The organism is Moorella thermoacetica, assembly GCF_001267405.1.
GTDB classification, from domain to species: Bacteria; Bacillota; DSM-521; order Neomoorellales; family Neomoorellaceae; genus Neomoorella; species Neomoorella thermoacetica.
Genome location: NZ_CP012369.1, coordinates 134,488 through 147,500 on the forward strand (window position 1 = coordinate 134,488; position 13,013 = coordinate 147,500).

Here is a 13,013-nt window from a genome sequence, read left to right on the forward strand (position 1 = left end):
CGGGATGGGGGTGGTGCCAGCGACCGTTCCCTACGGTGGCATTACCCACATCAGGTTCCGGGGTTTGGGGCTTACCCCATCTCAGCTTAAATTAAAGCTCCCCCACGGTCGCTCCTAAATTTTATAACTATTTTAACACCTGTAATTCTCCCGAGTCAAGGCCGCCGTTAGCAGGATATGCCGGTTCAATGTCGAAAAAAATTATACATATTTCCTTTTATTACGGACCCTTTAGACCATGCAGGGTCGCAACATAATGGGGATATGCTACTGGCAGAGGGCCGCGGCAACCTGTAGAGCGGAGATGATAAAATGCCCCTCGACGAAGGCAACTGTGAGCTGGCATACCTGGGTCTGGGTTCCAACCTGGGAAACCGGGAAGAAAATCTAAAGCAGGCCGTTGCTCTCCTCGATGCCATTGTTGGCATCGAGGTTGAACGGCTCTCATCCTGGTATGAAACAGCTCCAGTGGGTAAGATTGACCAGGGATGGTTTTTAAACGGTGTTGCCCGGATCAAGACCACCATGCCAGCTCGGGAACTGCTGCGGGCCGTCATGGCGGTGGAACAACGCCTGGGACGGGTGCGGCGGGAACGCTGGGGACCGCGGACCATCGATATTGATATCCTGCTCTATGATGATATCAAGGTGACCGAACCGGACCTGGAGATACCCCATCCCCGAATGCTGGAACGGGCCTTTGTCTTGATACCCCTGGCGGAAATAGCTCCCGACCTTCTCCTGCCAGACGGCCGGCGGGCGGCGGATGCCGCCCGGGAGGGCTTCCCCGGCCAGGAAGTATTGCCGTATAAGGGTACCAGGTGCTAAAATAAAGGCGGGCGCTACCACCTGTGGAGCGCACCGGAGGCTACTTTAAATTTAATTACATCCAGGCCGCTTGGATCTCCAGGGACCGAGACGGGTGCAAGGGAATAATAGCTTCCGGCAGCCTGTCGGGAGCTTTTTTGTTTAGCTAGGAGGGGTGATGATGCGCGTCGGTATCATCGGGGCCGGAGCCGTCGGTACGGGAATGGGCCTGCTGTTGAGCCGGCGTGGTTACACCATCGCCGGCGTGTCCAGCCGGACCATGGCTTCAGCTGAACGGGCGGCAGCCAGGTTAAACTGCCCTGCCTTTGCCGACCCGGAAACCGTGGCCCGGCGATCCGAGATAGTTTTCATTACCACCACAGATCGGGCCATCGGCCCGGTGGCCACAGCCATCGCCGGCCGGGGCGGCTTTTGCCCCGGGCAGACGGTAATCCACATGAGCGGTTCCCTGACCTCGGCCGTCCTGGACCCGGCCCGGCAGGCCGGCGCCCTGGCTCTGGCCCTCCATCCCCTCCAGTCCTGTGCCGACGCCGATATGGCCGTAGCCAACCTGCCTGGTTCCGTCTTCAGCCTGGAGGGCGACCGGGAGGCCCTGCCCCTGGGTGAGCGCCTGGTTAACGACCTGGAGGGCGAGTATTTTATCATCAGCCCGGAGGCCAAGCCCCTTTACCATGCCGCTGCCTGCGTGGCCTCCAATTACCTGGTCAGCATAGTAGATTTAAGCTACCGGTTGATGCAAGCCGCCGGCATGGCGCCGGATATGGTTGCCAGGGCCCTGGCGCCACTAATTGAGGGCACCTGGGGCAATATTAAAGAAAAAGGCGTTCCCCGGGCCCTTACCGGGCCTATCACCCGGGGCGATGTAGCCACCATAGCCAGTCACCTGCAGGCTATGGCAGCCCGGGCTCCGGAACTGGAAGAAATCTACCGCGCCGTGGGTCGTTATACCATCGGCGTGGCCGGCCGGAAGGGAAGCCTGAACGCCCGCAGGGCAGCCCTCCTGGGACAGCTCCTGGCAAACTCCCGGGGCAAGTCCCCGGTCAGGGTCCCCGGCCGGAGCCCTAATAAAAAACGAAGCTAGACGTCCATGCTGCTACGCGGCACCAGCAGAAGGATGAAAATGGCAGAGAACATTATTTTCAGGATAACCAATTCCAGAAGAACGGCGTTTTGCAATAACCATTTTTTGGTAGAATCTTATTTTCAAAGGAGATAGCCGTAATGGAGTTACTACAAACAATAGCAGCGGTGCGCAATTATGTTGCCGCGGCCAGGCAGCGGGGCCTGAGCATTGGCCTGGTGCCCACCATGGGTTACCTCCATGAGGGGCACCTGAGCCTGGCCAGGGCGGCCCGGCAGCAAAACGACGTTGTTATCATGAGCATCTTTGTCAACCCGACCCAGTTTGGCCCCAACGAAGATTTCGCCAGGTATCCCCGGGACCTGGAGCGGGACCGGGAACTGGCCGCAGGCGCAGGGGTGGACGCCGTCTTCGCCCCGGCTGTGGAGGAGATGTACCCCGCCGGGTATGCCACCTATGTCCAGGTTGAAGGCCTGACGGAGGTCCTCTGCGGCGCCTCCAGGCCCGGTCACTTCCGGGGCGTGACCACTGTCGTCAGCAAGCTCTTTAACATCGTCCAGCCCGACCGGGCCTATTTCGGCCAGAAAGACTACCAGCAGGCCCTGGTAATAAAAAGAATGGTCCGGGATTTAAACTTTCCCATAGAAATTATAACTATCCCCACCGTCCGCGAAGCCGACGGCCTGGCTCTGAGTTCGCGCAATAAATACCTGACCCCGGAGCAGCGCCGGAGCGCCCTTTCCCTCCACCGGGCCCTACACCTGGGATCTGATCTCATCAAAGCCGGTGAGCGCGAGGCAGCGGTCGTACGCAGGGCGATGGAAAAAGAGATCACCGCCTGGCCTGAGACCAGGATTGATTATGTCGCTATCAGCGATGCCGACACCCTAAAGCCCCTGGAGAAAATTGCCGGCCGGGTTTTACTGGCCCTGGCTGTGTGGGTCGGCAACACTCGCCTGATTGATAATGTAGTCCTGGAGGTGAATGATTGATGTGGCGCATCATGATGAAAAGCAAACTCCACCGGGCGACGGTGACCGCTGCGGACCTGAACTACATCGGCAGTATAACCATTGACAGCGACTTGATGGCCGCCGCCGATATTTTACCCAATGAGAAAGTCCAGGTAGTCGATAACAATAACGGCGCCCGCCTGGAGACCTACGCTATCCCCGGCCCGGCCGGCAGCGGGGTAATCTGCGCCAACGGTGCCGCTGCCCGGCTGGTGCAACCCGGCGACATTATAATTATTATTGCCTATGGCATCTTTGACGACCGGGAGGCCAGGACCTACCAGCCCCGGGTTATTTTTCTGGATGCCCGGAATAAAATAACCGCCGTCAAAAAAGGAGAGCAACCGGGCCAGGTCTGGGTATAAGTCGCTTCATCCAGCGGCAGGATGCTCCCACGTTGCAACAAACGCCAGTCAGAAATTACCACCTGGATATTTCCGGGTACTTTTCCCGGAAAATATGTTAACCCGCTTGAGCAAGAAATAGTTGACAACCAGGAAAAGGAAGATTACAATATAAGCATGGCTATAGAGGGCAGTAAACAACAGGTGCTGGAGTTCCTGCGCCGCCACCGGGGAGAGTATATCTCCGGGGAGGACCTCAGCCGTGACCTGGCTATATCCCGGACGGCCGTTTGGAAACATATTCAGTCCCTGCGCCAGGAGGGCTACCGTATCGACGCCCAGACCCGACGCGGTTACTGCCTGCTGGCCACCCCCGACTGTTTTTACCCGGAGGAGGTGACCGCCGGCCTGGAGACCGCCTGGCTGGGGCGTACCCTTTATTACTATGACGAGGTAGGCTCCACCAACCAGGTGGCCAAGGAACTAGCCGACGACGGCGCGCCGGAGGGCACGGTCATCGTTGCCGAATGCCAGACTGGCGGCCGGGGCCGGCGGGGACGTAGCTGGATATCGCCAGCCCGCAAAGGCATCTGGTTTTCAGTAATCTTACGGCCCCGGGTGGCGCCGGCCCAGGCGCCCCAGCTCACCCTCCTGGCTGCTGTGGCGGTCGTAGCCGTCGTCCGGGAGCGAACGGGGCTGCCCCTGGGCATCAAGTGGCCCAACGATCTCCTGGCCGGCGGGCGCAAGGTCTGCGGCATCCTCACGGAGATTAAGGCGGAGATCGATGCCGTCGAGTATATTGTCCTGGGGATCGGCCTCAACGCCAACCTGGAAGCCGGGGACTTCAGCCCCGAGGTCAGCCCGCAGGCCACCTCCCTTTACCTGGAACTGGGACGGCCGGTAGAGCGGCTGCCTTTATTCCAGAGGATATTATCCTGCCTGGAAAAATGGTATGAACGCTGGCAGGACGAAGGCTTCGCGCCGGTCCGGGAGGCCTGGAAAGAGGCCAGCATAACCCTGGGACAGGAAGTGCGGGTAAATTCCTGGCGGGAGGTATTCCAGGGTGTGGCCCTGGATATTGACGACGAAGGCAGCCTCCTCGTCCGCGATGCTGGCGGCCGGATCCGGCGTTTCAATTCCGGCGAAGTAAGCCTGCGACCGGTGTAGATTTAAAACGGGGCCGGACAACATAATTATTACCCCTAATGTTAACCAGCAATACAATAAACAGTTAACAAAAACCTTCGATAGGCCTGGCCGGGGGGGAAAATAGAGAGGACGCCACCGGCCCCTCCGGGAACTGCTCCGGCCGTTCCCAAGTTAACCAGAACGAAAGGAAGTGTCTGCATGCGAACCAGAGATATCGCCCTGGTAGCCCTTTTCGCCGCCCTGGTGGCCGTTTTGGCCCAGGTCTCCATTCCCCTGCCCTTTACCCCCGTCCCCATTACCGGGCAGGTCCTGGGGGTGCTACTGACAGGGGCCATCCTGGGCAAAAACAAAGGTGCCCTGGCCATGCTGGTCTATTTACTCCTGGGACTTATAGGTTTACCGGTCTTCGCCCGTGGCGGCGCCGGCCTGGCGGTCTTTGCCAGTCCTTCCGGGGGCTACCTCTGGGGTTACCCCATTGGCGTGTACATCATGGGTATGATCCTGGAAACAGGTAAAGGGGAACCGGGCTATCCCCGCCTGATTGCCGGGATGTTGCTCTGCCTGGTGGTGGTCTACCTCCTGGGCACCCTCCAGCTAACGGCCATCCTCCATGTCAACCTGGTCAAGGGCCTTTTCCTGGGGGTAATCCCCTTCATCCCCCTGGATCTCGCCAAGCTGGTGGTGGCGGCGTTAGCCGGCCGTCAAGTGCGCCGGGCCCTGCGCCAGGCCGGTTTCCTGGTTTCCCGGGAAGCCCGGAGGGAATCCTGATGCGAATCCGGGCCCATCACCTCCTTTGCGCCCTCCAGTTCCGGGGCTATGGCTACAGTGAAGCCTTTGTCCGGCGGGTGAGCCGGGTAATAGCATTGTGGCGGCACCGCCCGGGACTCATCCTGACCATTACCCGGAGCCACGACGCCTGGTGCCGGGCCTGCCCCAACCGGGACACCTCCAATTGCCGCCAGGCCGCTGCCAGGGACGCCAGGGTCCTGGCCTGCCTGGGTCTCGCCCCGGGCGCCCGCCTGGAGGTGGCAGCGGCACAGGACCTGGTCCACCGGAAAATTGATTCCCGGGCTGCCACCTATATCTGCACCGGGTGCCGCTGGCTGGACGGCGGCTACTGTCGCTGGTAAACGCTCCCGCACAATTAACGAGGACGTCGCCACGGCAAGTGACCCCTGCGGGGGTCTATTTTTTTGCTCCGGGCACCGATACTACCCGGAGAACACCAGGCCCTGCATCCCCCCGGAGGGGGCTTGTTTTTTCCCGGCAAAGAGGATAAATGCCAGTGTTGTGGAATAATTGAACAAGACACCCATGCTGCTGGCGCGGTACCACCAGAAGGTTGAAAATAACGGGCTGGCATTTGCTTGTAGCGAGCATCTTGGGCCGAGCGGTAGAGCAGCCTGGGCAAAACCGAGGGAAGATCAGCGGAGCCGCAAAACAATGTCATCCTGGGGAGAAGTTATTTTTAGGGTAGGTTAACAGACGGGAGGAAGATGCAGCCATGTTACTGGCCATAGATGTAGGCAATACTAATATCGTCCTGGGTATATTTGCCGGGCACGAACTGAAGTGCCACTGGCGGGTGGCCAGCGACCGCCAGAAGACAGCCGACGAATACGGCCTGATCCTGCGCCAGCTTGCCCATTACCAGGGCCTCGATCTGAAGGAGATCCAGGGAGTGGTCCTGGCTTCTGTGGTCCCCACCCTGACCCAGGTTTTAACGGAAATGATTACCAAACAGCTCGGTCACCAGCCCCTGGTCATCGGCCCGGGGGTGAAGACCGGCATGCCCATCCGCTTTGAGAACCCCCGGGAAGTGGGGGCCGACCGGATAGTCAATGGTGTGGCCGTCTACGAACTCTACGGCGGCCCGGCCATTGTAGTTGATTTCGGCACGGCCACCACCTTTGATGCCATCTCGGAAAAGGGCGAGTACCTGGGAGGAGCTATTGCCCCGGGCATTGGCATTGCCACCGACGCCCTCTTCGCCCGGGCTGCAAAACTCCCCCGGGTCGAGCTGGTCCGCCCGCCCCGGCTCATCGGCAAAAACACCGTGGCCTGCATGCAGGCCGGCATTATGTACGGTTTTATCGGCCAGGTGGAGGGGATTATTACCCGCATGCAGGCCGAAATGGGCGGTAAGGCCATAGTGGTGGCTACCGGAGGGCTTGCCGGCCTTATCGGCCCGGAAGTGAATTGTATCGACAGGGTGGATCCCATGCTGACCCTGGAGGGATTACGGATAGTTTATGAGCGCAACACTTAAAATCGGCCCGGTCACCCTGGCCGCCCCCCTGATTATGGCTCCCATGGCCGGTTATACGGACCGCGTTTTCCGCCTCCTGGCCCGGGAGGCTGGGGCGGCCCTGACTTATACAGAAATGATCAGCGCCCAGGGACTTATTTATAACAACAAAAACACCCATGCCCTCCTAGACCTGAAGGGGGAACCGGGTCCGGTGGCGGTCCAGCTCTTCGGCCGGGAACCGGAGATCATGGCCGCAGCGACCCGCATCGCCGTAGCCGCCGGTGCTGCTATCATTGACCTGAATATGGGCTGCCCCACCCCCAAGATCGTCAAAAATGGCGAGGGTTCGGCCCTGATGCGGGACCTGCCCCGGGCGGCGGCCATTGTTGCCGCCATGGTCCGGGCCGCCGGCCCGGTGCCGGTAACGGTAAAAATGCGCCTGGGCTGGGACGAGGATTCCATCAATGTGGTGGAGGCGGCCCGGGCGGTGGTTTATGCCGGCGCGGCGGCAGTGGCCATCCATGGCCGCACCAGGAGCCAGTTTTACAGCGGCCGCGCCGACTGGAGCTATTTTCGCCGGGTCAAGGAGGCCGTGGATGTGCCGGTAATCGGCAACGGCGACGTCAGAACGGCCCGGGACGCTGTCACCATGCTAGCGGAAACAGGGTGCGACGGGGTCATGGTGGGTCGGGGAGCAGTCGGTAACCCCTGGCTGTTGACGGCCATCCGCGCCGTCCTGGAAGGCCGACCGGAACCGCCGCCAGTAGATGTCAGGACCAGGATGACCATGGCCTGCCGGCACTTAAAGCTCCTGGTAGAACTCAAAGGGGAGACTACCGCCGTCAAAGAGATGCGCAAGCACCTGGCTTGTTACTTCCGCGGTTTGCCAGGGGCCGCCCGCTTGCGGCAGCAAATCAATACCCTCACCACTGCTGCCGAAGTTATCGCCGCTATCAAAGCCTACCTGCGTGACTACCCTTGCCAGGACTATAACTTTTTGCTATAATCTGCCTTGCACAGATGTGTGCACAAAGGGGCGGCATTTTGATGGACCTCATACGCATAGGCGATAAACTCATCAGCCGGCGGAAAATTAACGCCACCCTGGAACGCATTTTTACCCTGCGCTGCCAGGGCTTTTCCCAGCAAGAGGCCGCCCGCCAGGTCGGTGTGGATCGTTCCTTCGTCTCCCGGCTGGAGACCCTGGGGGAGGTCCGCCGCGGCAGGCGGATAGCGGTGGTCGGCTTTCCCATCGCCAACAAGGCGGAGGTAGAAGCCATACTGCGGCAGGAAGGAGTCGAATATATCCTGCTGTTGACCGACGCCGAACGCTGGGATTTCGTACGCCAGAAAAACGGCCTGGACCTGTTTAACTCCCTCATGGAGATTATCACCCGGCTCCGGGATTACGATGTGGTCATCATCATCGGTTCCGACTACCGTATCAAAGTAAGCGAGGCCCTCCTGGGCCGGGAAGTAGTCGGGTACGGCATCGGCACCTCCCCCATCCAGGGGGATCGCACCGTCGACGTTGAAGAACTACGCCGCCTGGTACACCAGCTGGGGCGGGATTGAGGGAGAAATGTGGGCTGAAGCAAGGGACTGGAAAGTACAGGCTAAAGGGCGGCTTGCTTCGAGGCGTAAGTAAACTTTACGCAAAGCCGATAGCTTCGGCGGCGGTGAACGGGATGTGGAAAACACAAGTCTATTTTCGGAGGAAAACAAATGAAAAGGGTGGTTAGTATCAGCCTGGGATCCTCCAAACGGGACCACCAGGTAGAAACCGAATTCCTGGGCGAAAAATTCCGGATCGAACGTATCGGCACCGACGGCGATATGGAGCGGATGATTACCATGATCCGGGAGCTCGACGGCCGGGTGGACGCCTTCGGCCTGGGGGGGATGGACCTCTACATCCGGGTGGGTTCCAGGCGCTACCTCCTGCGCGATGCCGCCAGGGTAGCCCGGGCTGCCCGGATAACCCCGATGGTCGACGGCGGCGGTTTAAAGGATACCCTGGAACGGCGGGTAATCGCCTGCCTGGATCGGGAAGGGGTCATAAACTTCCGGGGCAAAAAGGTCCTCATGGTGAGCGCCGTCGATCGCTTCGGCATGGCCGAAGCCCTGGATGCCGCCGGTGCCGACCTTATCTGCGGCGATCTGATTTTCGGTCTGGGCATACCCATACCCATTCGCTCCCTGACGAACTTCCAGCGGGTGGCCTACCTGCTGGCGCCCATTGTCCGCCTCCTGCCCTTTAAAATACTCTATCCGACGGGGAAAGAACAGGAGAAGATCGATAACCGATACCAGCATTACTATGAAGACGCAGAGATCGTCGCCGGGGATTTCCTCTTCATCCGCCGCCACCTGCCGCCGGAACTGCCGGGGCGGATTATCATTACCAATACCGTCACTGCCGCCGACATCGAAGAACTACGCCGCCAGGGAATCAAAACCCTCATAACCACCACCCCGGAGTTTAACGGCCGCTCCTTCGGGACCAACGTCATGGAAGGGGTCCTCCTGACCTTAAGCGGCAAGACTCCGGATACAGTCACCCCGGACGACTATAACCGGCTCCTGGATCAACTAAACTTCAAACCCCGGATAGTCAACCTGACCTAATCTTAACTTGCAGCCCCTCATGGGGGCTGGCGCCCCCATCCGCGAACAATGAAAATACAGGCTGGGGCAACTCAAACCAGCAACAACCATTTTTGGTAGACCTATTCTCGGAGGAGGTATGGCCCTTGCATAAATTCGCCTTCATGATCCACCCCCTGGACATCCACGACGTTACCCGTAAATTCCCTGTTGCCCGCCACCTGCCTCCGGCCCTGCTGGAGAAAGCGGTACGCTATCTGCCGCCCATCAAGGCTTCCCATATTACCGGCGTCCGCTCCGCCTACGCTGAAACCGAGGGGTGGTTTGTGGCCTGCTCCCTGACAAGCCGCCAGATGCTCTCTCTGCCCCAGGATCTGGTCATCAAAAAGCTAATCCGTACCGGTCGCTTGGCCGAAAAACTGGGAGCCGAGATCCTGGGCCTGGGGGCCATGACCTCCGTAGTGGGCGATGCCGGCATCACCATTGCCCGCCACCTGAACATAGCCGTCACCACCGGCAACAGCTACACGGTAGCCACTGCCCTCGAAGCCACCGCCAAGGCTGCTGCAATGATGGACATCGACCTGACCCGGGCCGAGATAGCGATTATGGGGGCCACGGGCTCCATTGGCGCCGTCTGTGCCCGGATTCTGGCCCGCAACTGCCGGCACCTGACCCTGATTGCCCGTAATGAAGAAAAACTGGCCCGCCTGGCGCATCAGATTAAAGAAGAAACCGGTCTTAAGGCCCGGGTAACCAATCATTCCCGGGAAGCCCTGCGCCGGGCCGATGTCATTATTACCGTCACCTCGGCGGTAGATACCGTGATTGAACCCGAGGACCTGAAACCAGGTGCCGTAGTTTGCGACGTCGCCCGGCCCCGGGATGTCTCGCGGCGGGTAGCCGAGGTGCGCGACGACGTCCTGGTTATCGACGGCGGTGTCGTCCAGGTCCCCGGGGATGTCGACTTCCATTTTAACTTTGGCTATCCCCCGGGCCTCTCCTACGCCTGTATGGCCGAAACCATGATCCTGGCCCTGGAGGGCAGGATTGAAAACTTTACCCTGGGCCGGGAGTTGACGGTAGAACAAATCGACACCATTAACCGGCTGGCCGCCAAGCACGGCTTTCAAGTTGCCGGCTTCCGCAGCTTTGAACTACCTGTTTCCGAGGAGCAGGTGGCGGCCATCAGGGAGCGAGCACGGCAGCGGGCCGCCCTGGCCCGTTAACCCCGCGCCATCAGGGCGGTGAATGATAAATGAAAAGTCTTGACATGGTTGCCGGGCAGACCTATAATACACATAAACAAAGAGAGGGAAAGTATAACCATGAGAGGGCAAGTATAACAAGCACTGGGGCGGAAAGCCCCGGTGCTTGTTATGGTAGTTAGCCCTGTTAGCTGCCCGCATAAAGAGGCGGGGAAAGACATATATTGAGATAGCACTGGCAACCTAATTATCACAGTGGTATTAAGGGGAGCGAGCAGAGGATGGCCGAAAAAGAAACCTTGTTGACTGCCAACGGCTTAAAAAAACTGGAGGAAGAACTGGAGTACCTTAAAACCGTCAAACGCCAGGAAGTGGCCGAACGCTTAAAACAGGCCATAGAGTTTGGCGACATCAGTGAGAACTCCGAATATGAGGACGCCAAAAACGAGCAGGCCTTCATCGAAGGCCGCATCCTTACTCTGGAAAAGAAACTGCGTAACGCCAAGGTTATTGTGGCCAGCGAGGTATCTGACGACGTAGTTTCCCTGGGCTCCCGGGTGACCTTAAAGGACCTGGACGAAGGCGAAGAGATCCAGTACGAAATCGTCGGATCCATGGAGGCCGACCCGGCCGAAAACCGTATTTCCAATGAATCACCCGTGGGCAAGGCCCTCCTGGGGCATCATACCGGTGAAACAGTCACTATCCAGGTGCCGGCCGGCAACCTGCGTTACCAGATTTTAAATATAGCCAAGGTTCACTAGGGGGATGAAGTTGGAAGCTGAAAATGATTTAATGGCCGTAAGGCTGGAAAAGCTGCACCAGCTGCAGGAAGCCGGCATCGAACCCTACGGCGGCCCCTTCGAAGTCACCCACAGCACTACCGCCATCCGGGAGCGCTTCGATGAACTCGAAGGTCAGGAGGTAGCCCTGGCCGGTCGCCTCCTGGCTATCAGGAGCCACGGCAAGGCTTCCTTTGCTGATCTGCAGGACCGGGAGGGCCGCTTGCAACTTTACATTCGCCTCGATAATGTAGGTCCCGGGATTTATGAACTGTTCCAAAAACTCGATATCGGCGATATCGTCGGCGTCCGCGGCAAGGTTTTTCGTACCCATCGCGGCGAAATATCAGTAGAAGTCCGTCAACTGACACTCCTGTGCAAGAGTTTACGCCCCCTGCCGGAGAAATGGCATGGCTTGAAGGATGTCGACCTGCGCTACCGGCAGCGTTACCTGGATCTGATTGTCAACCCGGAGGTCAAACAGGTATTTATCACCCGGGCCCGGATCATCCGCGCCATCCGGTCCTTCCTGGACAACCGAGGCTTTTTGGAAGTAGAGACACCGACCATGCATCCCATTGCCGGCGGCGCCGCTGCCAGGCCCTTTATCACCCATCACAACGCCCTGGATATTGACCTCTACCTGCGCATTGCCCTGGAACTGCATTTAAAACGGCTGCTGGTGGGCGGCCTGGAAAAGGTCTACGAAATGGGCCGCATTTTCCGCAATGAAGGCATCTCCACCAAACACAACCCCGAGTTTACCATGCTGGAGCTCTACCAGGCCTATGCCGATTATTATGTCATGATGGATCTGCTGGAGGAAATGGTAGCCTATGTCGCCCGGGAGGCTCTGGGTACCACTGTTGTTACCTACCAGGGGGACAGGCTGGATCTCACCCCTCCCTGGCCGCGGTTAACCATGCTGGAAGCTATTAAGAAATACTACGGCGTGGACTTTGATCAGTTGCCCACGGCCGAGGACGCCCGGCGGGCAGCCATCAGCCTGGGCCTGGAGATAGAGCCGGGCATGGAGCGGGGGAAAATAATCAACGAGGTCTTTGAAGCCACAGTCGAACCCCATCTTATTCAGCCGACCTTCATCCTGGATTACCCGGTGGCCATATCCCCGCTGGCCAAGCGAAAAAAAGAAAACCCGGACTTTACCTACCGCTTTGAAGCCTTTATAGCCGGCAGGGAATTGGCCAACGCTTTCTCCGAGCTCAATGACCCCATCGACCAGCGACGGCGCTTTGAAGCCCAGATGGCTGAAAGGGCGGCCGGCGACGAAGAGGCCCACATGATGGACGAAGACTTCTTGCAGGCCCTGGAGTACGGCATGCCGCCTGCAGGGGGGATGGGCATCGGCATCGACCGCCTGGTCATGGTTCTTACGGATTCGCCCTCCATCAGGGACGTTATCCTCTTCCCCACTATGCGGCCGAAGGAAGAATGAGCAAAACGCCCTATAAGCTCAAACGGGCGGGAAAGACAGGTCTTAACGCGTGTAAAAAGCCATGGGTGGCGCTTAAAAGGAAATGCCCTTCCTTGATCGCCACCCTTTTTCGTGTTATATTAACACCTGCGTTTCGACGAGGGCCCAATGAATTTGGGGGAGAAAAACCCCTTGACAAGGACCCTCGCGAAGAGTAAAATACAAACTTGCCGGTTGCGAGAGCGACCGGGAGGAAGTCAGGAGCGAAGGCAAAAAAAGCTCTTGACAAGGTGACGCGGAAAGTGATAAAATAAA

At 58.8% G+C, this 13,013-nt stretch carries 14 protein-coding genes and 1 riboswitch; all 14 genes read left to right on the forward strand.

Translation table 11 applies throughout. From position 1 onward, the window contains the following. Nucleotides 1-10: 10 nt before the first annotated feature. Nucleotides 11-114: riboswitch (TPP riboswitch) on the reverse strand. A gap of 198 nt (nt 115-312) precedes the next feature. The 14 genes from folK to lysS all read left to right on the forward strand — a co-directional run bounded on the left by folK (nt 313) and on the right by lysS (nt 12,719). Continuing rightward, a complete protein-coding gene (gene folK / locus MOTHE_RS00725) occupies nt 313-828 on the forward strand; it encodes a 2-amino-4-hydroxy-6-hydroxymethyldihydropteridine diphosphokinase (RefSeq protein ID WP_011391686.1) in 516 nt (171 codons plus the stop codon). Nucleotides 829-985: 157 nt separating this feature from the next. After that, entirely contained in the window at nt 986-1,909 is a 924-nt protein-coding gene (locus MOTHE_RS00730; RefSeq protein ID WP_011391687.1) for a Rossmann-like and DUF2520 domain-containing protein, read from the forward strand. A 140-nt stretch (nt 1,910-2,049) separates the two neighbouring features. Next, nucleotides 2,050-2,901, forward strand: a complete 852-nt coding sequence (panC, locus tag MOTHE_RS00735; RefSeq protein ID WP_011391688.1) for a pantoate--beta-alanine ligase — start codon at nt 2,050-2,052, stop codon at nt 2,899-2,901. Then, on the forward strand, nt 2,901-3,287 hold the full coding sequence (gene panD, locus MOTHE_RS00740) for an aspartate 1-decarboxylase (RefSeq protein ID WP_011391689.1): 387 nt from the start codon (nt 2,901-2,903) through the stop codon (nt 3,285-3,287). The genes panC and panD overlap by 1 nt, the downstream gene beginning before the upstream one ends. 21 nt (nt 3,288-3,308) lie before the next feature. Further along, nucleotides 3,309-4,433 carry a biotin--[acetyl-CoA-carboxylase] ligase gene (locus MOTHE_RS00745; protein WP_201776966.1) on the forward strand — a complete coding sequence of 375 codons (1,125 nt, stop codon included), beginning with the start codon at nt 3,309-3,311 and terminating at the stop codon, nt 4,431-4,433. Nucleotides 4,434-4,613: 180 nt separating this feature from the next. Beyond that, on the forward strand, nt 4,614-5,183 hold the full coding sequence (locus MOTHE_RS00750; protein ID WP_011391691.1) for a biotin transporter BioY: 570 nt from the start codon (nt 4,614-4,616) through the stop codon (nt 5,181-5,183). Further along, nucleotides 5,183-5,545 carry a DUF1284 domain-containing protein gene (locus tag MOTHE_RS00755; RefSeq protein ID WP_011391692.1) on the forward strand — a complete coding sequence of 121 codons (363 nt, stop codon included), beginning with the start codon at nt 5,183-5,185 and terminating at the stop codon, nt 5,543-5,545. Before MOTHE_RS00750 ends, MOTHE_RS00755 begins: the two co-directional genes overlap by 1 nt. A gap of 374 nt (nt 5,546-5,919) precedes the next feature. Beyond that, complete coding sequence (locus MOTHE_RS00760; RefSeq protein WP_011391693.1) at nt 5,920-6,684, forward strand: type III pantothenate kinase; 765 nt, start codon at nt 5,920-5,922, stop codon at nt 6,682-6,684. Continuing rightward, nucleotides 6,668-7,672 carry a tRNA dihydrouridine synthase DusB gene (gene dusB / locus MOTHE_RS00765; RefSeq protein WP_011391694.1) on the forward strand — a complete coding sequence of 335 codons (1,005 nt, stop codon included), beginning with the start codon at nt 6,668-6,670 and terminating at the stop codon, nt 7,670-7,672. Before MOTHE_RS00760 ends, dusB begins: the two co-directional genes overlap by 17 nt. Before the next feature lie 41 nt (nt 7,673-7,713). Then, nucleotides 7,714-8,241 (forward strand): transcriptional regulator, encoded by a 528-nt coding sequence (locus tag MOTHE_RS00770; RefSeq protein WP_011391695.1) that lies wholly within the window; start codon nt 7,714-7,716, stop codon nt 8,239-8,241. Between the two features lie 150 nt (nt 8,242-8,391). Further along, complete coding sequence (locus tag MOTHE_RS00775; protein ID WP_053094546.1) at nt 8,392-9,294, forward strand: DUF8754 domain-containing protein; 903 nt, start codon at nt 8,392-8,394, stop codon at nt 9,292-9,294. Nucleotides 9,295-9,419: 125 nt separating this feature from the next. Next, a complete protein-coding gene (locus MOTHE_RS00780; RefSeq protein WP_011391697.1) occupies nt 9,420-10,502 on the forward strand; it encodes a polysaccharide biosynthesis protein in 1,083 nt (360 codons plus the stop codon). Between the two features lie 260 nt (nt 10,503-10,762). Beyond that, entirely contained in the window at nt 10,763-11,245 is a 483-nt protein-coding gene (gene greA / locus MOTHE_RS00785) for a transcription elongation factor GreA (RefSeq protein ID WP_053094547.1), read from the forward strand. Nucleotides 11,246-11,249: 4 nt separating this feature from the next. Beyond that, nucleotides 11,250-12,719: a lysine--tRNA ligase gene (gene lysS / locus MOTHE_RS00790; RefSeq protein WP_011391699.1), complete on the forward strand. Its 1,470-nt coding sequence runs from the start codon at nt 11,250-11,252 to the stop codon at nt 12,717-12,719. Nucleotides 12,720-13,013 lie beyond the last annotated feature (294 nt).